Genomic DNA, 22,527 nt, shown 5'->3' with positions numbered 1-22,527 from the left:
TAATTAGACATTGGAATAGTATCGGGTGATAAGAGACAGGAGGAAGTCAATGATCAATAAATATATATGTCAAAATGGCGTAAGAATTATATTAGAACAAATACCCACCGTCAGGTCAGTTGCCATCGGCATTTGGATTGGGACTGGATCGAGAAATGAAAATCCGAAGACAAATGGCATCTCCCATTTTTTGGAGCATATGTTTTTCAAAGGGACAACAACGAGAAGTGCTAAAGATATTGCTGAATCCTTTGACAGTATTGGCGGACAGGTAAATGCATTCACTTCTAAAGAATATACTTGCTATTATGCAAAGGTTCTTGATACTCATTCCCAATTTGCATTGGATGTTCTAGCGGATATGTTCTTTAATTCCACTTTTGTAGAGGAAGAATTAAAGAAAGAAAAAAATGTCGTTTTAGAAGAGATCAAAATGTATGAAGATACACCGGACGATATTGTCCATGATTTACTCAGCAGAGCGGTTTATGAAGACCATCCGCTAGGATACCCGATTCTTGGAACAGAGGAAACATTGAATACTTTTACAGGTGCTTCGCTCAAACAATATATTAATGAAAGATATAATCCGGAAAGTGTTGTCATTTCAATTGCCGGGAATGTCCCGGAAACCTTTATCCATGAAGTGGAAAAATATTTTGGTTTCTACCAAGGTGAAAATAGAGAAATTCAGGAAGATTCTCCTGTTTTTCATGCAAATCGGATTTCACGGAAAAAGGAAACAGAACAGGCTCACCTATGTATTGGTTTTGAAGGATTAAAAGTAGGACATGATGATATTTACAGCTTAGTCACACTAAATAATATTTTGGGCGGCAGCATGAGCTCAAGGTTGTTCCAGGAGGTTCGAGAGCAGAGGGGTTTAGCTTACTCTGTATTTTCATACCATTCTGCTTATCAGGACTCAGGAATTGTCACTATCTACGGTGGAACAGGTGCAAAGCAACTGAATGTATTATACGAAACGATACAAGAAACATTAGATAAATTAAAACAAAATGGAATTACAGAAAAAGAGTTAACGAACAGCAAAGAGCAGCTGAAAGGAAGTTTGATGTTAAGTTTAGAGAGCACCAATAGCCGCATGAGCCGTAACGGAAAAAACGAACTCCTTCTAAAGCGGCACCGTACCCTTGATGAAATCATTGAACAAATTGATGCAGTGACAAAACAAAGTGTTGATGAAATGGCACGTTCGATCTTTACGAATCAATTTTCCGTTTCATTAATAAGCCCTGATGGAGAATTGCCTGATAAATTAAGCTAAAAAACAGTTCATAAATTGAACTGTTTTTTTATTATTCTATTTATTAAAGCACCTCTATAAAATATTAGAAACAATGAAAAGAGGGGAGTATAAATGAGGCTTAGCGAATTAAGCGGTAAGGAAATCGTGGATGTAAAAAAAGCTGAACGGATGGGAGTGCTGGGTCAAACCGACTTGGAAATTAATGAAACAAACGGACAAATACAAGCACTGTTAATCCCTTCATTAAAATGGTTTGGCCTTAGAAAACAAGGACAGGAAATCAGAGTCCCATGGCAGCACATTAAGAAAATCGGTTCCGATATGATTATCATTGATATTAATGATGAGGAAAGCCCAAGCAAATGAATGTTTGCTTGGGCTTTTTATCGTTTAACTAATAAGAAAAGCGCAAGGATCCCGCCTAGCGGAGGGAAGCACAAGACGAACCAGCGAGAAGGCGCACCTTTAGCCTTCTTGACGAATCGGCTTGTGACCTGGAGCTGGACAATTTTCGAAGTCAAAATTGCTTTCTTTACTTTTAAGAAAGCATTCAACTACCCCAAGAATCGTTCGATCGGCGAGTTTTCATTTATCAAAGTTGGAAAACTCACAGATTCTCTTGTTCCTACATAAGATGGTGAAGTGATAAAGGCAATGAATTTCCTAGTTGGATTTTAAAAAAAGAAGGTGAATGATTTCATGCTGACAGGGATGCAGATAGCCGTGATTGGCGGTGATGCCAGACAGCTGGAAATTATCCGAAAGTTAACCGAATTAGATGCCAAAATATCTTTAATTGGTTTTGAACAGCTTGATCATGCCTTTACAGGAGCAGTCAAGGAAAAATTGGAAGAGGTTGACTTTACGAATATAGATTCCATTATTTTGCCAGTTACGGGTGCTAATTTAGAAGGGCAAGTAGAGACCATTTTCTCTAATGAAAAAGTCATCCTGTCAGAGGATATTCTCTTTAAAACGCCTGAACATTGCATCATTTATTCTGGAATTAGCAACCCATATTTAAATCATATTGTGAAACAGTCTAAACGTACGCTTGTTCAACTGTTTTCTAGAGACGATGTAGCCATCTATAATTCGATCCCTACTGTTGAAGGAACCATCATGATGGCGATTCAGCATACAGATTTTACAATTCACGGCTCTAATATTACTGTTCTCGGTTTGGGCAGGTGCGGAATGAGCACTGCTAGAGCTTTTCACGCTCTTGGTGCAAAGGTCAAAGTGGGCGCAAGAAAAAGTGAGCATCTAGCACGAATTACAGAAATGGGTGTAACTCCGTTTCATCTGGACGATATCGAAAAGGCAGTTGCAGGAACAGACATTTTAATCAATACAATTCCCCACTTAATCGTCAGTGCGGCTGTCATCGCCAAGCTTCCCTCTCACACCCTTATTATTGATATCGCATCAAAGCCGGGGGGAACCGACTTCCGTTACGCTGAGAAAAGGGGAATCAAAGCATTGCTTGCTCCCAGCTTGCCCGGAATTGTCGCGCCAAAAACCGCCGGTCAAATTCTGGCTAATGTCCTTTCACAATTGCTGCAGGAGTCTTATAAAAATCGAAAGGAGACAGAAAAATGAGTTTAAAAAGTAAACGAATTGGTTTTGGCTTAACTGGTTCACATTGCACCTATGATGTTGTTTTTCCAGAAATTGAAAAGTTAGTTCAAGCAGGCGCTGAAGTAATTCCAGTAGTATCTTATACGGTAAAAAGTACAGACACCCGATTTGGCAAAGGGGAGGATTGGGTAGCCAGAATTGAGGATTTAACGGGTAATAAAGTCATTGACACGATTGTTGATGCAGAGCCGCTCGGACCGAAAATGCCGCTTGACTGCATGGTGATCGCTCCGCTTACAGGAGTATCGATGAGTAAATTCGCCAATGCCATCAATGACAGTCCAGTCCTAATGGCTGCCAAAGCCACTTTAAGAAATTTAAAACCTGTTGTGCTTGGAATCTCTACCAATGATGCTCTTGGCTTAAATGGCGTTAACTTAATGAAACTGATGGCGACGAAAAATATTTATTTTATCCCTTACGGCCAGGATGACCCAATAAAGAAACCTAATTCTTTAGTTGCGAGAATGTCCATGTTAAGCGAAACAGTCGAGGCAGCACTTACCGGAAAACAGTTGCAGCCCGTTCTTGTTGAAAGATTCAAAGATGAGGAATAAGACAAAAAAAGGATGAACTTTCCGCGAAGTTTATACTTTCTTCTTAGCAAAAATGGTTATTTCTTTTTAGGAATATGTTAAAATAAATTAATCATTCAGCAGTACTTTGTTTTATACTAATGATAAGGCAAAATTTAAATACAGATGCTGGAAATGATCATCTAAACTGAAATAACCAGCTTGTGAATCGGAAAGGAGAACTGCAATGTATCAGCAAAATGGATTTCACGTTGCTGTTGTAGGAGCAACAGGGGCGGTTGGCCAACAAATGATCAATACTTTAGTAAAAGAGAAATTTCCTATTAAAAAACTAACTCTACTATCATCAGCACGTTCTGCTGGGACGAAAGTAAATTTTGGCGGTGAAGAAGTTACGGTTCAAGAAGCAAAACCTGAAAGCTTTGAAGGGGTAGATATTGCTTTATTCAGTGCGGGCGGCAGTGTCTCAAAAGAACTTGCCCCCGAAGCTGTTAAGCGCGGTGCGATTGTTGTAGATAATACAAGTGCATTCAGAATGGATCCTGACACACCACTCGTCGTTCCAGAGGTGAACGAAGATGACTTAACTAAGCATAATGGGATAATTGCCAATCCGAACTGCTCAACCATTCAAATGGTAGTGGCACTAGAGCCAATCCGCCAAAAGTACGGTCTAAGAAAAGTCATTGTTTCAACTTATCAAGCTGTTTCCGGTGCAGGTGCAGCCGCAATAGAAGAATTAAAGGAACAAACAAAGGCTGTTTTAAATGGGGAACCAGTTAAAGCAAATATTTTGCCAGTGAAATCTGATAAAAATCATTATCAAATCGCGTTTAATGCCATTCCACAAATTGATAAATTTCAAGAAAATGGCTATACATTTGAAGAAATGAAAATGATCAATGAGACGAAAAAAATTATGCATTTGCCAGAGCTCCATATTTCGGCAACTTGTGTACGGTTGCCTGTTGCTGTGGGACATTCCGAATCTGTTTATTTCGAAATCGAATCTGACGGTGTAAGTGCAAACGACATTAAAGCATTGCTGAAAGATGCGCCTGGCGTTATTTTGCAGGATGATCCTGAAAATCAAGTCTACCCGATGCCAGCAAACTGTGTAGGGAAAAATGAAGTGTTTGTCGGACGCATCCGTAATGATATCGATGAGCCCCGCGGTTTTCATATGTGGGTAGTTTCGGATAACCTTCTAAAAGGCGCCGCCTGGAACTCAGTCCAAATTGCTGAAAGTTTAGTTCGATTAGGTCTTGTAAAATAAGTAACAGCAAAAGGCAGGTAATGGTATCACCATGAAAATAATTGTTCAGAAATTTGGCGGTACATCTGTAAAGGATGAAAACGGCAGAAAGTGTGCCCAAGGACATATTGAAAAAGCATTAGCGAAAGGCTATAAGGTTATAGTAGTAGTCTCAGCAATGGGGCGCAAAGGGGATCCTTATGCTACAGATACACTGTTATCGTTAATAGGCGGCAATTTAAGCAAAGTTTCAAAGCGGGAACAAGATCTATTATTATCCTGCGGAGAAGTCATTTCCAGTGTTGTTTTTACGAATATGCTGCTGGAAAGCGGAATTCATGCCGTTGCATTAACCGGAGCCCAAGCAGGTTTTAAAACCAATAATGATCATACAAATGCAAAAATCTATGAAATGAAATGTGATAGGTTGCTAAGAGAATTAGAAACGCATGATGTTGTCGTTGTTGCCGGATTTCAGGGTGCAGCAAAAAATGGCGATGTAACGACGATTGGCCGTGGAGGTAGTGATACTTCTGCGGCCGCTCTTGGTGCGGCTTTAAATGCTGAGTATATTGATATCTTTACCGATGTAGAAGGAATTATGACAGCAGACCCGCGCATTGCAGAAAATGCTCGCCCACTTTCTATCGTAACTTATACGGAAGTATGCAATATGGCATACCAAGGAGCAAAAGTAATTCATCCAAGAGCGGTTGAAATTGCTATGCAGGCAAAAGTACCGATTCGGATTCGATCCACATATTCTGATTCGCTTGGAACTTTGGTAACATCGCTAAATAGAAATAACCGGGGAAGCGATATTAAGGAGCGGCTTGTAACAGGAATTGCCCATGTTTCCAATGTGACCCAGATTAAAGTTTTTGCCAAAAAGGATCATTATAATCTTCAAGCAGAAGTATTTAAAACAATGGCGAATGAAAAAATCAGTGTTGATTTTATTAATATTTCGCTAAATGGTGTTGTTTATACCGTTACCGACGAAATGACAGATCGTGCAGTAGAGCTTTTGAAAGGACTTGGTTATGACCCAGTTGTCGAGCGGCATTGTGCCAAAGTGTCCGTCGTCGGGGCAGGGATTGCTGGTGTCCCAGGGGTGACGTCTAAAATCGTTACGGCTCTTTCCGATCAAGGTATACGTATTTTGCAGTCTGCGGATAGTCATACAACTATTTGGGTTTTAGTTAAGCAAGAGGACTTAGTTAAATCAGTCAATGCTTTGCATGACGCCTTTCAGTTGGAACAAGAATCTCTTGAATTTAAAAGTGCGGATCTATAAAAGTGATAACTTTCGTATAAGAAAACAACTTAGAGATGCATGCATAAGGGCTTTTCATTAGCGAAAGGAGTATGAATATGGTTCAGTTCGGACGGATATCCACCGCAATGGTAACCCCTTTTGATAAGAAAGGGCATATTGATTTTGCGAAGACCACAAAATTAGTGAACTATTTGATAGAAAATGGAACGGAATCGCTTGTTGTGGCTGGTACAACAGGAGAGTCTCCAACATTATCGAAAGAAGAAAAGCTAGCATTATTCGATCATGTTGTCAAAGTGGTGAAAAAAAGAATTCCAGTAATTGCCGGTACAGGCAGCAATAATACTTACGCCTCAATCGATTTAACAAAAAAGGCAGAACAGCTGGGTGTAGATGGTATTTTGGTCGTTGCACCGTACTATAATAAGCCCAATCAAGAAGGGTTGTACCAGCATTTTAAAGCTGTTGCAGAAGCCACTGAATTACCGGTTATGATCTATAACATTCCGGGAAGGTCGGTTGTGAACATTCATCCTGAAACAGTGATACGCCTTTCTGAGATTCCGAATATTACAGCGATCAAGGAAGCAAGCGGTGATTTAAATGCAATGGCACAAATCATTGCTAATACCGATGACGATTTTGTTTTATATAGCGGTGATGACAGTTTAACCCTTCCTGTCCTTGCTATTGGCGGGGCTGGTATAGTGTCTGTTGCTTCGCATGTGATTGGAAACGAAATGCAGGAAATGATCAAAGCATTTTTTGACGGTGAAATTCATAAGGCAGCAAAATGGCATCAAGAGCTATTGCCTATCATGCAAGGGCTGTTTGCTGCGCCAAGTCCGGCTCCTGTGAAAACGGCGTTGCAGTTAAAAGGTCTTGATGTCGGCTCAGTAAGGTTGCCGCTTGTAGGATTAACCGAACAGGAACGTTTGGCATTAAGTTCTCTTTTGATTAAATAGTAACCGAATGACGAGCCAATCGGAGACGGTTGGCTTGTCTTTTTTTTGACTTGCTCCAGACGTTCACGGCTCGAGGGAAACTATTTCTGGCTTCGCTCCACTTGTCAGTCAATAGTTCCCCCAGTATCCCCCCATTCGAGCGCATTGCGCTTTTCTTGTTGTAAAGCCTTTCAAGTTTCAAGTATAATAATCATAACTGATTTCGGTCGGGTCAAGCTCAAGCATAGGAGGAAATCAAAACGTGATAAAGAAAAAAAATAAATCCATTAAGTTTATAACGCTTGGTGGAATAGGAGAAATCGGAAAAAATATGTATCTTGTTGAAGTAGATGATTGTATATTGATTATAGATGCCGGGCTTATGTTCCCCGAGGAAGAAATGCTTGGCATCGATATGGTCATTCCCGACTTTTCCTATATAATCGAAAATAAGGACCGGGTTAAAGCAATTTTTCTTTCACATGGACATGAAGATCACATCGGAGCGTTATCATATGTATTAAGAAATTTGGATGTCCCGGTATACGGTACTAAATTAACCCTTGCCCTTGCCAGCGCTATCCTTAAGGAGCAAAATTTTAACAGGAAACCAAACTTTGTTGAAATAACTTCGGATACAATCGTTGAATTAGACTCTGTAAATGTCAGTTTTTTTAGAACGAATCACAGTATTCCGGATTCTGTTGGCATCTGCGTACATACATCTGAAGGAATCATTGTCTATACAGGGGACTTTAAATTTGATCAGGCTGCAACAAAGCTTTATAAACCGGAAATCGGAAAAATGACTGCAATCGGTGAAGAAGGTGTATTATGTCTGCTGTCAGATAGTACAGAAGCGGAAAAACCAGGTTATACAACATCTGAAGCAATCGTTGCACGGGAATTATCAAATGCTTTTTACAATTCTCCTGGCAGAATTATTGCAGCTTGTTTTGCATCTGACCTTAGCAGAATCCAGCATATATTTGATGCCGCATATGAAAATAATCGCAAAGTGGCTGTTGTCGGAAGAAGTCTTGAACGAATTTATCATATTGCTCTTGATTTAGGATATCTGGAAGTAAAGGATGATTTAATTATTTCTGTAAACGAAATACAAGAATATCAAGATAATGAACTTGTTGTGCTTGCGACTGGAAGCCAGGGTGAACCAATTGAGGCATTGCAAAAAATGGCCAAGCAAACACATAAGCTTGTAAATATACAGCCTGGCGATACAGTATTGATTGCAGCATCACCGCTTCGCGGAAGTGAATTATTTCTGTCAAAAACTGTCGATATGTTGTTAAAGTCCGGAGCCAATGTTGTTTCTGGCAAACGGACGATTCATGGTACAAGCCATGGCAGCCAGGAAGAATTAAAATTCATGATCAATTTAATGCAGCCCAAGTTTTTCATTCCTGTACATGGTGAGTACAGAATGTTAAAAGCACACCGAAAGCTTGCACTTGAATGTGGTCTAACTGATGAGCAGATTTTAATTCCGGATCTTGGCGATGTTGTAGAATGGAAGGATGAAAAAATATCAATAAGCGGTAAAGTGCCATCAGGTAATGTCCTGATCGACGGCATTGGTGTTGGGGATGTCGGAAATATTGTATTACGGGATCGGAAATTATTATCACAGGACGGGATTCTAATTGTTGTCGTAACATTAAGAAGGCAAGAAAAGAAAATTGCCGCCGGACCGGAAATTATCTCAAGAGGCTTTGTTTATGTACGCGAGTCAGAAAAATTAATGGACGATTCAACAAAATTAGTCAGGGATATAATTGAAAGAAATATCGCTAAGGATACATTAGAATGGTCAAGTTTAAAACAGGAAGTTAGAGATGAATTAAACCGATACTTATTTGAAAAAACGAAAAGAAGGCCAATGATTCTTCCGATTATTATGGAAGTATAACTTAAATTATAGAAAAAGTACTGGATCGTAAAACCAGTACTTTTCTTTTATTGTCAGCTCCTGCGCCTAGTCGTTATGTGCTCCTGCGCCATAGCTTACTCGAAGAGGCTTATGTTCAGCTCGTCGCATCCTACAAGGAGGATTAATCGAAAGAAGCAGGCAGGCTGACCAAGACGCTTGCTCTTTTCTTAGCATGTTTTTTTTTCCAATGTAAATACTATTTTATATCATGTTTGAAGGGAGAATGGCAATGGAGTACAATTTATTAAGCGATGAATCCGAAAATCAAGAAGGCAGCGAACCGCAGAAAGAGGAAAAGCCTTCTTCTAATTTGATAGACAAAATTCAGCAGCTTGGCCAGACAAATGTCCCACAAATGGCAGCCGATTCACGAATTCATTGTTTAACAATTGTCGGCCAGATTGAAGGGCATATGGCACTGCCCCCGCAAAATAAGACGACAAAATATGAACATATTATCCCTCAACTCGTTGCAATTGAACAGAACCCCAAAATTGAAGGTGTTCTCATTATATTAAACACGGTTGGTGGTGATGTCGAAGCGGGTCTTGCGATTTCAGAAATGCTTGCAACCTTGTCAAAGCCGACAGTTTCGATTGTTTTAGGAGGCGGACACTCTATCGGTGTGCCGATTGCTGTTTCTTGTGATTATTCTTTTATTACGGAAACGGCAACAATGACCATTCATCCAATCAGGCTCACCGGATTAGTTATTGGTGTCCCACAAACCTTTGAATATTTGGATAAAATGCAGGAGCGGGTTGTTAATTTTGTTACGAAGCATTCGAAAATTCCTGAAGAAACATTTAAAGAATTAATGTTTGCTAAAGGTAATTTAACAAGGGACATTGGTACCAATGTCGTTGGTGCCGATGCAGTCAAATATGGCTTAATTGATGAAGTTGGCGGGATTGGACAGGCAATGAAAAAATTAAATGAAATGATTGAAATACAAAAGGGAAATAATGAGGGGCTGATTCAATGATATTATACACAATGATGCCCCATGAACTTATTTTTCCATATGATGAAGACTGTTACGGGAAACAAAAGATGGTCACCTATCAAGGCATTCCTCTTCTTGTAGAAGTTGTGGATGAGGAAAATTTTCATGTGCTCCGAATTTTAAGCAGCGACCCGCAGCATTACCTTCATGACCAAATTTATCCTGGTGCGAAAATTTCTTTGATGAATCAGGATGGAATGTCCTCATTCTAAAGTGAACTATGGTATAATCAGGATAACAGACAAGAGCAGCCAATCAGGCTGCTTTCTTCCTTTATCCCGTTTTTGACAACAAGACAACTTTTAAAATGCAAGGTGATCAGATGACGAAAAAAAAGCGAAGAAAACCGAAACGAAAAGATAATCAATTAAAACGAACAGTCAAATATGAATTATCGGCGTTAGCCATTTTAGCACTTTCGATTATTTCTATAGCAAAACTGGGAGCTGTTGGCAATGCGTCCGTCTTCTTTTTTCGTTTTTGGATGGGCGAATGGTATATGATCAGTTTACTAGGGTTAGTGATATTGAGCATTTATTTAATCTGGATGCGTGAAATGCCTTTTTTCTTTCATAGCAGATTACTGGGGATTTATTCGATCGTTGGATCCATTCTTTTGTATAATCATATTTTATTATTTCATTCCCTTTCAAAAAATGGACAATTTAAATCGTCCAGTGTGATTGGCAGCACATTCAATTTATTTAAAGACGAATTATTCAATCGGACAAGCACAACGGATTTAGGCGGAGGAATGATTGGGGCTGTTTTATTTGCAGTAACCAATTTTTTATTTTCTGAAGCCGGTGCTAAAATTATTGCCTTTATTTTTATTTTAATTGGCATCATCTTAATTTCCGGAAAATCTTTTGGTGATTTTGTTGGTAAAATTATTATAACAATTTTTGATTTTATAAAGGACCAATGGGAGGCCTTCAAGAATGATCTAACCAGCTGGAGGGGAAAGCAGCAGCAAAAGAAATTACAAAAACGTGCAACACGGGAAAGCTCGTCTGAAAATGAACTGCCCGTTGTCAATAACCAGCAACATCCAGAGGCGGAGGAAACTCGTTTTCATGAGCCGATTATTTCCAGTTTTACAGATAGAGTTTACGAAGAAGAAAAACATCCAGAAAGCCAACAGTCAGAACAAACCAAAGATCATAAGTCCAATGATAAAGAAGAGGAGGATGATCAATCACCACCAATTACTTTTACAGAAGTAGAAAACGTCGATTATGAATTACCTCCGCTAAAATTATTAAAACTGCCTAGGAAAACAGACCAAAGCAGCGAATATGAACTCATTCATGCCAATGCAGCAAAGCTTGAGCGAACTTTTCAAAGTTTTGGTGTAAAAGCTCGGGTTACGCAAGTCCACTTAGGGCCTGCGGTAACAAAATATGAAGTTCACCCTGATGTTGGTGTTAAAGTAAGTAAAATTGTCAGCCTTAGTGATGATATTGCACTGGCACTTGCTGCGAAAGGGATCCGTATTGAAGCACCGATCCCCGGTAAATCAGCTATCGGAATTGAAGTACCGAATTCTGAGGTAGCAATGGTTTCACTTAGAGAAGTGCTGGAAGCTACACAAAGTGATCAGCCTGATGCGAAACTATTGATTGGATTGGGTAGAGATATAACCGGGGAAGCTGTTGTGGCCGAATTAAATAAAATGCCCCATCTTCTTGTTGCCGGCGCAACAGGGAGCGGTAAAAGTGTATGCATTAATGGGATTATTATCAGCCTTTTGATGAGGGCAAAACCTCATGAAGTAAAATTAATGATGATAGACCCCAAAATGGTTGAATTAAATATCTATAACGGCATTCCGCATTTGCTTGCACCTGTTGTAACGGATGCAAAGAAAGCTTCTCAAGCACTAAAGAAAGTTGTTAATGAAATGGAAAGAAGGTACGAATTATTCTCTCATACTGGAACACGTAATATTGAAGGCTATAATGAGTATATAAAAAAACTTAATCTTGAGGAAAATGAAAAGCAGCCATTGCTGCCGTATATCGTTGTCATTGTCGACGAACTTGCTGATTTGATGATGGTAGCCTCTTCAGATGTGGAGGATTCGATTACCCGCCTGGCACAAATGGCCCGAGCAGCAGGAATTCATTTAATTCTTGCGACGCAAAGACCTTCTGTTGACGTTATTACAGGTGTCATAAAGGCAAATATTCCGTCAAGGATTGCTTTCGCTGTTTCCAGTGCCACTGACTCGCGAACGATTTTAGATATGGGCGGTGCCGAAAAACTGCTGGGCAGGGGGGATATGCTCTTTTTGCCTGTTGGTGCATCCAAGCCTGTTCGTGTACAGGGAGCGTTTCTGTCAGATCAAGAAGTCGAGGATACAGTTGAATTTGTCATATCCCAGCAGAAGGCACAATATCAGGCGGAAATGATTCCTGATGATACCCCGGAAGTCACGGGGGCTGTGGATGACGAATTATACGAGGAAGCTGTTGCCTTAATTGTTGAAATGCAGACAGCGTCTGTATCCATGCTTCAGCGTCGCTTTCGGATCGGCTATACAAGAGCAGCAAGGCTGATTGATGAAATGGAAGCACGCGGAGTAGTAGGCCCTTATGAAGGCAGCAAACCGAGGGCTGTGTTAATAACAAAACCGCAAGAAGAAAAGAGTTCTTAACAAATAAAAAAGAGCCGACGGGCTCTTTTTTTGTATATAATTGTATGTTTATCAATCGAAATATGATCGATGCCAATCCTTTTTATTTTGGTTTGCTGAAAGAAACAGGTTCCATTCTAGTGAAATTAGTTTCAGCGAAAATCTCCATATCTATGGGTACTTTTATCCTTAGGTCTTTTTTCGACAAAAATCAAGAATTACTATTTATTTATCAAGTAAAACATGTTAAGATTATTTCGATTAGCAGGAATGATATCAGAGGTCTGATGTCTTAGGGAAAAGGCTGGAGGAAGCAGCATGTCAATTAAGTCAGATAACCGGCATTTATATTTACAAGTAATTGATCGTCTGAAGCAAGATATTGAACAGGGGGTGTATAAACAGAAAGAAAAATTGCCTTCCGAATTCGATCTTGCCAAACAACTTGGTGTGAGCAGGGCAACCCTGCGTGAGGCTCTCCGAATTTTAGAGGAAGAGAATGTCATTATTCGCCGACATGGTGTTGGAACTTTCGTGAATGCCAAACCATTGTTTACCTCAGGTATCGAGCAATTAAAAAGTGTCACTGACATGATTATACAAGCCGGGATGAAACCTGGAACCATTTTCCTAAGGTCATCAATTCAAAGACCAACCGAAGAGGATATTCGCCGGTTTTCATGCTCCGCAAACGAGGAAATTATTGTGATAGAACGGGTAAGAACCGCAAATGGAGAACCTGTTGTTTTCTGTATTGACAAAATGCCTAAACAACTTTTGCCTGAAACCTTCACACATAAAGGTGAATCTCTATTTAACATCTTGGATCAAGAGGCAAATCGTCGTATTACATATGCGGTTGCTCAAATTGAGCCAATCGGCTATCATGAAAAGATTTCCCCGATTTTGGAATGTGACCCGGAAACAGCGTTGTTAGTGTTAAAACAAATGCATTACGATGAAATGGATAAATCAATCCTCTATTCGGTAAACTATTTTAAGGCGGATAAATTCAGTTTTCATGTTTTAAGGAAACGTGTATAACGTTCCTTGTTACTAATGAAACCGATACCAATCCCAATCCTTTTCTTAACACATTTCTGCTAGATCAAACAAACCAAATAGGGGGTCAAACCATGAAAAAACGTAAAATGGGATTAGCATTATCATTTGTCCTTGCTGCGGGAACACTTCTAGGTGCTTGTGGAAAGACAAATGATAACGCAGCTCCAAAAAATAAGGACAATAAAAAAGCGTTTTCTGTTGGTATGGTAACAGACGTTGGCGGTATTGATGACAAATCCTTTAACCAATCTGCTTGGAAAGGACTTCAAGAATTTGGTAAAGAGCACAATATGAAAAAAGGCACAGGCGGATATGATTATCTTCAATCTCAATCAGACGCTGACTATGCCACAAACTTAAATAATTTAGCTCACCAAGGTTTTAATCTTGTGTTTGGTATTGGTTTTATGATGTCAAAAGACGTTGATAAAATTGCCAAACAAATCCCTAACACTAAATTCGCAATCGTTGACGATGAAGTAAAAGAACCGAATGTTGCAAGCATTCTTTTCAAAGAAAATGAAGGTTCCTTCTTGGCAGGGGTAGCTGCAGGTTTAACAACGAAATCAAATAAAATAGGCTTTATTGGCGGTATGCAAAGTGCAGTAATTGAGCGCTTTGAATCAGGATTTGTTGCTGGTGTAAAAGCCTCCAATCCAAAAGCTACAGTTGACATTCAATATGCATCGAGCTTCACTGATGCAGCAAAAGGTCAGGCGATTGCTTCTAGAATGTATTCATCCGGTGATGATGTAATCTTTGCTGCTGCCGGTGCCACTGGTAATGGTCTATTTAAAGAAGCCCGTGACCGCAAAGCGAAAAATCCGAACCAGCAAATCTGGGCTATTGGCGTAGACTCTGACCAAAGCGCAGAAGGGGTTGTTACTGCGGGCGGTAAACAAACAAACGTAATCATTACCTCGGCAATGAAACGCGTAGATAACGCTGTAAAAGACCTTTCAACCAAAACAATGAACGGTCAGTTCCCTGGCGGTAAAACAACAGTTTATGGTCTGGCTGAAGATGGTGTTGGACTTGCACCAATTAATCCGGATGATCCAGCAAAAGCCGCAATTGAAAAAGCAGTTAGTGACTGGACAGCTAAAATTAAGTCTGGTGCTGTAAAAGTTCCAGCAACACGTGCAGAATTACAGAAATTCAATCCAAAACAATAGTACTGTTTTGAATGAGGAGGGGGGCAGCTTCTGCCCTATCCTCAGTTTAAAACTAAAACCTTAATTGAAAAGCAGAAGATTTTCTGTTTTTCACTTAGGGTTTTAGAAATTGTTTTTTTTTTTAAAATTTATAAAGGTCTGACCTCTTACTACTGATTTGCTTGCTTTTTATACCTTTAAAAGGAAGTGAGAAAATGGAATATGTAATCGAAATGCTGAATATTCGCAAGGAATTTGGCAACTTTGTAGCAAATGATAATATTACTCTCCAAGTTAGAAAAGGAGAAATCCATGCTTTGCTTGGGGAAAATGGCGCAGGAAAATCTACCTTAATGAATGTATTGTTTGGGTTATATCAGCCAGAACAAGGGGAAATTCGCGTAAATGGGAAACCTGTGAAAATTTCCAACCCCAATATTGCTAATGATCTTGGGATTGGAATGGTTCATCAGCACTTTATGTTAGTGGAAAAGTTTACTGTAACGGAGAATATTATCCTTGGTAGAGAAATTACCTCGGGTGGACGGATTAATCTGAAAAAAGCTGAACAAGCAGTTCGGGAAATTTCCGAGCGATACGGTCTGGCAGTCGATCCTCAGGCGAAAATTTCTGATATTTCCGTCGGTATGCAGCAGCGGGTTGAAATTTTAAAAACATTGTATCGTGGTGCAGAAATTTTAATTTTCGATGAACCGACGGCTGTGTTAACCCCGCAAGAAATTGAAGAATTAATGCAAATCTTGAAAACGCTTATTCAAGAAGGAAAGTCCATTATTCTAATTACTCATAAATTGAGAGAAATTATGGAAGTGGCAGATCGCTGCACTGTTATTCGCAAAGGGAAAGGTATCGGTACAGTTAACGTCAGTGAAACCAATCCAAATGAGCTTGCGAGCCTTATGGTTGGACGTGAAGTAGTATTTAAGACGGAAAAAAGGAAAGCCGATCCCAAACAGCCTGTACTAGAAGTGAAAGATTTGGTGGTGAAAGATTCCCGAGGGGTAACTGCCGTAAATGGATTGAATTTGACGATCCGATCCGGCGAAATTGTCGGGATTGCCGGGGTTGATGGCAATGGCCAGTCAGAATTTATTGAAGCCATAACTGGTTTGAGAAAGGCGACAAGCGGCAGCATTAAAGTAAACGGCAAAGAATTAACCGGTCTCACGCCGCGGAAAATTACAGAATCTGGCGTCGGTCATATTCCGCAAGACAGACATAAGCATGGGTTAGTATTGAACTATCCAATCGGGGAAAATATGGTGCTGCAAACTTATTACAAAAAACCGTTTTCGAAAAATGGTATTTTAAATTTCAAGGAGATTTATAGTAAAGCGAAAAAGTTAATTGCTGAATACGATGTACGGACACCGAGCGAATATACATTGGCCCGTGCCCTTTCCGGAGGAAACCAGCAAAAAGCGATTATCGGGCGAGAAGTAGATCGTGATCCTGATCTGTTAATTGCTGCACAGCCGACACGCGGTTTGGATGTTGGGGCGATTGAATTTATTCACAAGCGGCTGATTGAACAGCGCGACCGCGGAAAAGCAGTTTTGCTTGTTTCTTTTGAATTAGACGAAATCATGAATGTCAGCGATCGAATTGCGGTTATTTATGAAGGAAAAATCGTAGCGATTGTGGATCCGAAAGAAACAAATGAGCAAGAATTAGGTTTGTTAATGGCAGGATCGAGTCGCAAAGAAGCGGGGGAAGAAACACATGTCTAAACGCTTGAAAAATATATTAACACCAATTATTGCGTTATTGCTGGGAATAATAGTAGGAACCATTATCATGATTGTGACCGGCTATAATCCCCTTGATGCTTATGCGGCATTATGGGAAGGAGCATTGGGTAATCCATATTATTTAGGTGAAACAATCAGGCAGATCACTCCATATATTTTAGCTGGTCTTGCTGTCGCCTTTGCTTTTCGTGTCGGCTTATTTAATATCGGTGTCGAGGGCCAATTTCTTGTCGGCTGGCTCGCTTCCGTTTGGGTTGGACTAGCTTTCCACCTTCCGAAATTTATTCACCTGCCGCTTGCCATCATCTCTGCGATGGTTGCGGGTGCACTGTGGGCCTTTATTCCAGGCCTTTTAAAAGCCCGTTTTCGGGTTCATGAAGTGATTGTCACAATCATGATGAACTATATTGCACTTTATGTATGCAATTATGTTATTCAAAACGTCCTGACAAATGGGAAAGAGAGGACAGGCAATGTTCCGGATTCTGCATCGCTTGCCTCTCCTTGGCTGCAAAGTTTAACTCAGAATTCCCGGCTTCACTGGGGGATTGTGATTGCCATTATTTGCTGTTTTATTATGTGGTTTTTGTTGGAGAAAACAACAAGAGGGTTTGAACTGCGAGCAGTTGGCTTTAACCAGGATGCAGCGCATTATGCCGGAATGAGTGTTAATAAAAATATTATTTTGTCTATGGTTATTTCTGGAATTTTTGCAGGGTTAGCAGGAGCAATGGAAGGTTTGGGCACCTTTGGCTATATTGCAATGAAAAGCTCGTTTACCGGAGTCGGTTTTAATGGAATTGCAGTTGCTCTATTAGGTGGTAATACGGCGTTAGGCGTATTTTTCGCAGCATGTCTATTTGGAGCATTAGAAGTTGGAGCGTTAAATATGCCTCTTGCGGCAGGTGTGCCAAATGAGCTTGTGGATATTATCATCGCCCTAATTGTATTCTTCGTTGCAGCAAGTTATATCATCAGAGTATTTCTTGAACGGATTAGTAAAAAGGAGGCGAAGTAAATGAGCTTCATGCAGATATTAATGATCATCGTTCCTTCTACATTGCTTTGGGCTGCTCCGCTTGTTTTTACTGCTTTAGGCGGAGTTTTCTCAGAACGATCCGGGGTTATCAATATTGGTCTTGAAGGTTTGATGTGGGTTGGTGCATTTACTTCCATTGTTTTTAATCTGACATTTGTTCATGTATTTGGAAATGCCACACCATGGATTGCTTTGCTTGTAGCGATGCTGGCCGGGGCAGTATTTTCACTTCTTCATGCCGTTGCTGCTATTACTTTCAGAGCGGATCATACTGTATCAGGTGTAGCGATTAACTTATTAGCAACGGGATTAACACTATTTTTAGTAAAATTCATCTACAATAAAGGTGAAACTGATATTATTCAAAAAGGCTTTAATAAAATTGATATCCCAGTCTTAAAAGATATACCAATTATCGGAAAGATCTTTTTTCAAAACACTTATTGGGTTTCCTTTCTAGCGATTATCGTAGCAATAATTGCTTGGTATATTATTTATAAAACCCCATTTGGTTTAAGGCTTCGTTCTGTTGGTGAACATCCGATGGCAGCAGATACGATGGGAATTAATGTTACAAAAATGCGTTATATTGGTGTTATTTTATCAGGAGCATTAGGCGGAATCGGCGGCGGTGTATATGCAGAAGCGATCTCTTCTAACTTCAGCCATGCCACCATCAGTGGACAAGGTTTTATGGCGCTAGCCGCGATGATCTTCGGGAAGTGGCATCCGCTTGGCGCCATGGGAGCGGCGATTTTCTTTGGTTTTGCTCAAAGTTTGAGTATCATTGGCTCAAGTCTGCCGTTCTTAAAGTCTATTCCAAGCGTATATTTGCTAATTGCACCATATGTATTGACCATATTGGCACTAGCGGGATTTATTGGCCGCGCCGAAGCACCGAAGGCAGATGGTGTTCATTATATTAAGGGAAGCCGTTAAACAGCGGAAGAACTCTCAAAGAAAATTTGGGGGTTCTTTTTTTCTTGATTTATAACTGCAAGGAAAATTATAGTAATAAGTATAGGTTTATTTTAGAAAGGAAAAAAATAAATAGAAAATTACTTACATATGATAAGAAAAGGTCTTTTTATTAAGGAGGAACGATAATGACCGCTCCAGAGGAAAAAATTACACAAATGCAAGGGTATAAACTCCATTTGGTGGAAACGGATAAATACAAAACGAACCAAATTGTTTGGAGAATGAAAGCACCATTAACGAAAGAGGATGTTACCAAAAGAGCACTGCTTCCTCATGTACTTCAGGCAAGTTCAGCAGCCCATCCAACGACAACGGCACTCCGCTCTTACTTGGATGATCTCTATGGTGCAACTTTATATGTTGATTTAGCGAAAAAAGGCGAATATCATATTATGAGCTTTTTACTCGAAATTGCGAATGAAAAGTTTTTAAATGACCCAAGTCCATTGTTGAAAAAAGGATTTGAACTATTAGCGGAAATTTTAACAAAACCAAATGTATCGAAAAATGCATTTGATCAAGAAACAGTTGAGAAAGAGAAACGGACACAAAAGCAGAGAATTCAGTCTATTTATGATGACAAAATGCGTTATTCCAATGTCCGCTTAATCGAAGAAATGTGTAAAGGCGAGCCTTATGCCTTGCAGGTAAACGGCGTGGCAACGGAAGTTGATCAGATTACACCTCAGAATTTATATGAGTATTATCAAAAGGCTTTTCGAGAAGATGAAATGGACCTTTACGTGGTTGGTGATGTAAACGAAGAAGAGGTAAAAAAACTTGCGCATGACTTACTTCATTTTAACGCTCGAACACCGAAAAAGGCTGAAACAGTCGATGTGCAAAAAAGATCAAATGTCAATGAAGTAAAAGAAGAACAGGATATTAAACAAGGAAAATTAAATATCGGCTACAGAACAAATGTCTGTTATGGAGATGCTGATTATTTTACATTACAAGTGTTCAATGGCATATTTGGAGGTTTCTCCCATTCCAAGCTGTTCATTAGTGTTCGAGAAAAAGCAAGTCTTGCATATTATGCAGCCAGCCGGCTTGAAAGCCATAAAGGTCTAATGATGGTAATGTCAGGAATAGACAGCAAAAATTATGACAAAGCTGTTGGAATTATTCATGAACAAATGGAGGCAATGAAAAAAGGGGATTTTACCGAACAGGAATTGGAGCAAACCAAAGCGGTCATTCAAAATCAAATTCTCGAAACACTTGATACGGCGAAAGGACTAATTGAACTTCTTTATCATAATGTCGTGGCGCATACAGATGTTAAATTGGAAACCTGGCTGACGGCAATGCAAAAAGCAACAAAAGAAGAAATTGTCGACGTTGCCAAAAAAATAGAACTGGATACGATTTATTTCTTAACGGGAATGGAGGCGGGCAAATAATGGAGAGAATTCTTTTTGACCAACTTCAAGAAGAACTTTATCATGAAAAACTCCCCAATGGACTTAATGTCTATATTTTACCGAAAAAGGGCTTTAATAAAACATATGCCACGTTTACGACGAAATATGGTTCGGTCGATAATACCTTTGTTCCACTTGGAAAAAACGAATATGTTAAAGTGCCGGATGGCATTGCTCACTTTTTGGAGCATAAATTATTTGAGAAAGAAGACGGAGATGTCTTTCAGCAGTTCTCTAGGCAAGGAGCTTCTGCAAACGCCTTTACTTCGTTTACCAGAACAGCTTATTTGTTTTCAAGTACTTCAGATGTAGAGAAAAATCTCGAAACATTGATTGACTTTGTTCAAGATCCTTATTTTTCCGAAAAAACAGTGGAAAAAGAAAAAGGGATTATTGGCCAGGAAATTACAATGTACGATGATAATCCTGATTGGCGGCTTTATTTCGGCTTAATTCAAAATTTATATCAAAATCATCCAGTTAAAATTGATATCGCCGGAACAATCGAGTCCATCTCGCATATTACAAAGGATTTACTTTATGAGTGTTACCATACCTTCTATCATCCGAGCAATATGCTGCTGTTTATTGTCGGCCCTGTTGACCCTGAAAAAATCATGAGTCAAGTCAAGGAAAACCAAGCAAAAAAAGACTACAAAGATATGCCGGAAATAAAACGGCAATTTGCTGATGAACCGTCTCATGCAGCTAAAAAGAAACAGGTGCTGCAAATGAACGTTCAAACATCCAAATGTCTGTTTGGCATAAAAGCCCTTCATGTAGATCAAACAGGAGAGGAAATGCTAAAAAATGAATTATCAATGAATGTTCTTTTGGATTTATTGTTTGGCAGAAGTTCGAAAAACTATGACGAACTATATAATGCCGGCTTGGTGGATGAAACCTTTTCCTTTGACTATACACAGGAGCAGGGTTTTGGCTTTGCAATGATCGGCGGTGACACGAACGACCCTGACCAGTTGGCAGAAAGGCTTCTAAAGATGCTTATGGTGGCTAAAAATGGAAATGTCTTTACAGAAGAACAATTAAATCGAGCGAAGAAGAAGAAAATTGGTGCCTTTTTGCGAGCGATAAATTCTCCGGAATATATTGCAAACCAATTTACCCGTTATGCATTTAATGAAATGAGTTTGTTTGATGTCGTCCCTATGCTTGAGAAGCTCACGTTAACGGATGTACAAACATTGGCAAAAGAAGTGATCTCAGAAGAGCGCTTTTCTGTTTGTCAAGTAGTTCCTAAAAAGTAATAATAAAGAAGATAAATGCGCCGCAGAAAATCGGCGCTTTTTACCATTTTTTTAGAAAGAGTGAAGATATGGAGAAATTTATCTTAATAACGGGAGCAAGCGGCGGAATCGGGCAAGCGGTGGCGTGTTACCTGGCGGAAAAAGGATATTCTTTATATTTACATTACAATAAAAATGAACAATCTATTCAAAAATTAATGCAAACACTTATGCCTTTTGGCGGAGAGTACATACCAATCAAAGCCGACTTGGCACAGCCAGAAGGGTATAAAACAATCAGTACACAAATTTTATCACTAGACGCACTTGTTTATGCAAGTGGAAATAGTCAATATGGTTTGTTAATGGATCTTAAACAAGAAGAAGCAGAAGAATTAATGCAGCTTCATGTATTAAGTCCTTTAATGCTGACAAAAGAGCTGCTGCCTAAATTTTTTGCTAAGAAATCAGGTAATATTATAATCATTTCATCCATTTGGGGACAAACCGGTGCTGCCTGCGAAGTTGCATACTCGGCTGCCAAAGGTGCGCAAATTGCCTTTGTAAAAGCTCTCAGCAAAGAAGTGGCGCTAAATGGAATCCGGGTTAATGCGATTGCCCCCGGTGCAGTCGAAACGAGGATGATGGAGGGGTTTACCAAGGAAGAAATAGCTCAGATTGCTTATGAAATTCCTATGGGCAGACTGGCGATGCCTGAAGAAATCGCCAAGGCTGCTGCCTTTTTATTATCTGATGATTCCAGCTATATTACTGGACAAGTACTGGCTGTAAATGGCGGTTGGTACACCTAAAAAATTCATAAGTCTTTGTATAATTCCTGTGCTTTCATCGCAAAATAATTCATGTACAATTCTAAAGGAGGTAATCATATGTCTGTTTTAGATAATTGGCATCAATGGCAAGATTTCTTGGGGGATCGTCTCCAGCATGCACAAAGTCAAGGCATGAGTGAAGGTGCGATCAACAGCCTTGCAGTTCAAATTGGCGACTATTTAGCTAAAAACGTCGATCCTAAAAATGAGCAGGAGCGCGTACTTGCTGACATGTGGTCAGTTGCATCACCACAGGAGCAACAGGCCATTGCCAGTATAATGGTAAAGCTTGTAAAACAATAATAAGCAAAGAGAGGAGGCTTTTCTCCTCTCTTTTTTCGTATATAATAATAGGTATTTAATTCCAAAATCGCTATTACATTAACAATAAATGTTTTTCCGTGTTTTTTCTTTCATCTTCCGCAAAAATCATTTATGATAAATTTTAGAAATAAAACTGTAAAAAAATTGTCGAAACTTCGGTAGTGT

General features: G+C 39.6%; 20 protein-coding genes. All 20 read left to right on the top strand.

Annotation, left to right across the window (positions count from 1 at the left end; translation table 11 throughout):
- Positions 1-49: 49 nt before the first annotated feature.
- Positions 50-1,288 carry a M16 family metallopeptidase gene (locus tag BFU02S_RS00110; RefSeq protein ID WP_066364933.1) on the top strand — a complete coding sequence of 413 codons (1,239 nt, stop codon included), beginning with the start codon at positions 50-52 and terminating at the stop codon, positions 1,286-1,288.
- A gap of 93 nt (positions 1,289-1,381) precedes the next feature.
- A complete protein-coding gene (locus BFU02S_RS00105; RefSeq protein WP_066364931.1) occupies positions 1,382-1,636 on the top strand; it encodes a YlmC/YmxH family sporulation protein in 255 nt (84 codons plus the stop codon).
- Between the two features lie 333 nt (positions 1,637-1,969).
- Positions 1,970-2,872: a dipicolinic acid synthetase subunit A gene (dpaA, locus tag BFU02S_RS00095; RefSeq protein WP_066364926.1), complete on the top strand. Its 903-nt coding sequence runs from the start codon at positions 1,970-1,972 to the stop codon at positions 2,870-2,872.
- Positions 2,869-3,468, top strand: coding sequence for a dipicolinate synthase subunit B (locus BFU02S_RS00090; protein WP_066364924.1), 600 nt, complete (start codon positions 2,869-2,871; stop codon positions 3,466-3,468). The genes dpaA and BFU02S_RS00090 overlap by 4 nt, the downstream gene beginning before the upstream one ends.
- Before the next feature lie 205 nt (positions 3,469-3,673).
- Positions 3,674-4,723: an aspartate-semialdehyde dehydrogenase gene (gene asd / locus BFU02S_RS00085; protein WP_066364923.1), complete on the top strand. Its 1,050-nt coding sequence runs from the start codon at positions 3,674-3,676 to the stop codon at positions 4,721-4,723.
- A gap of 31 nt (positions 4,724-4,754) precedes the next feature.
- On the top strand, positions 4,755-5,999 hold the full coding sequence (gene dapG, locus BFU02S_RS00080) for an aspartate kinase (protein ID WP_066364922.1): 1,245 nt from the start codon (positions 4,755-4,757) through the stop codon (positions 5,997-5,999).
- 77 nt (positions 6,000-6,076) lie between these two features.
- Positions 6,077-6,946, top strand: coding sequence for a 4-hydroxy-tetrahydrodipicolinate synthase (dapA, locus tag BFU02S_RS00075; RefSeq protein ID WP_066364921.1), 870 nt, complete (start codon positions 6,077-6,079; stop codon positions 6,944-6,946).
- 241 nt (positions 6,947-7,187) lie between these two features.
- Complete coding sequence (locus BFU02S_RS00070) at positions 7,188-8,855, top strand: ribonuclease J (protein WP_066364919.1); 1,668 nt, start codon at positions 7,188-7,190, stop codon at positions 8,853-8,855.
- A gap of 250 nt (positions 8,856-9,105) precedes the next feature.
- The gene (locus tag BFU02S_RS00065) at positions 9,106-9,861 is read left to right on the top strand and encodes a ClpP family protease (RefSeq protein WP_066364917.1); all 756 of its coding nucleotides are present in this window, start codon (positions 9,106-9,108) and stop codon (positions 9,859-9,861) included.
- Complete coding sequence (locus BFU02S_RS00060) at positions 9,858-10,094, top strand: YlzJ-like family protein (RefSeq protein WP_066364915.1); 237 nt, start codon at positions 9,858-9,860, stop codon at positions 10,092-10,094. The genes BFU02S_RS00065 and BFU02S_RS00060 overlap by 4 nt, the downstream gene beginning before the upstream one ends.
- A gap of 110 nt (positions 10,095-10,204) precedes the next feature.
- Positions 10,205-12,541, top strand: coding sequence for a DNA translocase FtsK (locus BFU02S_RS00055; RefSeq protein ID WP_066364913.1), 2,337 nt, complete (start codon positions 10,205-10,207; stop codon positions 12,539-12,541).
- A gap of 297 nt (positions 12,542-12,838) precedes the next feature.
- A complete protein-coding gene (locus BFU02S_RS00045; RefSeq protein ID WP_066364907.1) occupies positions 12,839-13,564 on the top strand; it encodes a GntR family transcriptional regulator in 726 nt (241 codons plus the stop codon).
- A gap of 92 nt (positions 13,565-13,656) precedes the next feature.
- A complete protein-coding gene (locus BFU02S_RS00040) occupies positions 13,657-14,760 on the top strand; it encodes a BMP family lipoprotein (RefSeq protein WP_066364900.1) in 1,104 nt (367 codons plus the stop codon).
- A gap of 194 nt (positions 14,761-14,954) precedes the next feature.
- On the top strand, positions 14,955-16,490 hold the full coding sequence (locus tag BFU02S_RS00035) for an ABC transporter ATP-binding protein (protein ID WP_066364898.1): 1,536 nt from the start codon (positions 14,955-14,957) through the stop codon (positions 16,488-16,490).
- Positions 16,483-17,529 carry an ABC transporter permease gene (locus tag BFU02S_RS00030; RefSeq protein WP_066364896.1) on the top strand — a complete coding sequence of 349 codons (1,047 nt, stop codon included), beginning with the start codon at positions 16,483-16,485 and terminating at the stop codon, positions 17,527-17,529. The genes BFU02S_RS00035 and BFU02S_RS00030 overlap by 8 nt, the downstream gene beginning before the upstream one ends.
- Entirely contained in the window at positions 17,530-18,489 is a 960-nt protein-coding gene (locus tag BFU02S_RS00025; protein WP_066364888.1) for an ABC transporter permease, read from the top strand. It begins immediately after the preceding gene.
- A gap of 167 nt (positions 18,490-18,656) precedes the next feature.
- Positions 18,657-19,937 carry an EF-P 5-aminopentanol modification-associated protein YfmF gene (gene yfmF / locus BFU02S_RS00020; protein ID WP_066364887.1) on the top strand — a complete coding sequence of 427 codons (1,281 nt, stop codon included), beginning with the start codon at positions 18,657-18,659 and terminating at the stop codon, positions 19,935-19,937.
- Entirely contained in the window at positions 19,937-21,226 is a 1,290-nt protein-coding gene (gene yfmH, locus BFU02S_RS00015; RefSeq protein WP_066364886.1) for an EF-P 5-aminopentanol modification-associated protein YfmH, read from the top strand. The genes yfmF and yfmH overlap by 1 nt, the downstream gene beginning before the upstream one ends.
- Positions 21,227-21,294: 68 nt before the next feature.
- Positions 21,295-22,017 carry an elongation factor P 5-aminopentanone reductase gene (gene ymfI, locus BFU02S_RS00010; protein WP_066364885.1) on the top strand — a complete coding sequence of 241 codons (723 nt, stop codon included), beginning with the start codon at positions 21,295-21,297 and terminating at the stop codon, positions 22,015-22,017.
- A 78-nt stretch (positions 22,018-22,095) separates the two neighbouring features.
- Complete coding sequence (locus tag BFU02S_RS00005; RefSeq protein WP_066364877.1) at positions 22,096-22,341, top strand: DUF3243 domain-containing protein; 246 nt, start codon at positions 22,096-22,098, stop codon at positions 22,339-22,341.
- The last annotated feature ends 186 nt before the right edge of the window (positions 22,342-22,527 follow it).

The sequence above is a fragment of the Neobacillus fumarioli NBRC 102428 genome, assembly GCF_001591485.1.
Taxonomy (GTDB): domain Bacteria; phylum Bacillota; class Bacilli; order Bacillales; family Cytobacillaceae; genus Neobacillus; species Neobacillus fumarioli.
This window is presented reverse-complemented; position numbering and strand designations above follow the sequence as displayed.

Coding starts and splice junctions, on each gene's coding strand:
- BFU02S_RS00110 (WP_066364933.1), top strand. CDS start 50: ATGATCAATAAATATATATGTCAAAATGGCGTAAGAATTATATTAGAA.
- BFU02S_RS00105 (WP_066364931.1), top strand. CDS start 1,382: ATGAGGCTTAGCGAATTAAGCGGTAAGGAAATCGTGGATGTAAAAAAA.
- dpaA (WP_066364926.1), top strand. CDS start 1,970: ATGCTGACAGGGATGCAGATAGCCGTGATTGGCGGTGATGCCAGACAG.
- BFU02S_RS00090 (WP_066364924.1), top strand. CDS start 2,869: ATGAGTTTAAAAAGTAAACGAATTGGTTTTGGCTTAACTGGTTCACAT.
- asd (WP_066364923.1), top strand. CDS start 3,674: ATGTATCAGCAAAATGGATTTCACGTTGCTGTTGTAGGAGCAACAGGG.
- dapG (WP_066364922.1), top strand. CDS start 4,755: ATGAAAATAATTGTTCAGAAATTTGGCGGTACATCTGTAAAGGATGAA.
- dapA (WP_066364921.1), top strand. CDS start 6,077: ATGGTTCAGTTCGGACGGATATCCACCGCAATGGTAACCCCTTTTGAT.
- BFU02S_RS00065 (WP_066364917.1), top strand. CDS start 9,106: ATGGAGTACAATTTATTAAGCGATGAATCCGAAAATCAAGAAGGCAGC.
- BFU02S_RS00060 (WP_066364915.1), top strand. CDS start 9,858: ATGATATTATACACAATGATGCCCCATGAACTTATTTTTCCATATGAT.
- BFU02S_RS00055 (WP_066364913.1), top strand. CDS start 10,205: ATGACGAAAAAAAAGCGAAGAAAACCGAAACGAAAAGATAATCAATTA.
- BFU02S_RS00045 (WP_066364907.1), top strand. CDS start 12,839: ATGTCAATTAAGTCAGATAACCGGCATTTATATTTACAAGTAATTGAT.
- BFU02S_RS00040 (WP_066364900.1), top strand. CDS start 13,657: ATGAAAAAACGTAAAATGGGATTAGCATTATCATTTGTCCTTGCTGCG.
- BFU02S_RS00035 (WP_066364898.1), top strand. CDS start 14,955: ATGGAATATGTAATCGAAATGCTGAATATTCGCAAGGAATTTGGCAAC.
- BFU02S_RS00030 (WP_066364896.1), top strand. CDS start 16,483: ATGTCTAAACGCTTGAAAAATATATTAACACCAATTATTGCGTTATTG.
- BFU02S_RS00025 (WP_066364888.1), top strand. CDS start 17,530: ATGAGCTTCATGCAGATATTAATGATCATCGTTCCTTCTACATTGCTT.
- yfmF (WP_066364887.1), top strand. CDS start 18,657: ATGACCGCTCCAGAGGAAAAAATTACACAAATGCAAGGGTATAAACTC.
- yfmH (WP_066364886.1), top strand. CDS start 19,937: ATGGAGAGAATTCTTTTTGACCAACTTCAAGAAGAACTTTATCATGAA.
- ymfI (WP_066364885.1), top strand. CDS start 21,295: ATGGAGAAATTTATCTTAATAACGGGAGCAAGCGGCGGAATCGGGCAA.
- BFU02S_RS00005 (WP_066364877.1), top strand. CDS start 22,096: ATGTCTGTTTTAGATAATTGGCATCAATGGCAAGATTTCTTGGGGGAT.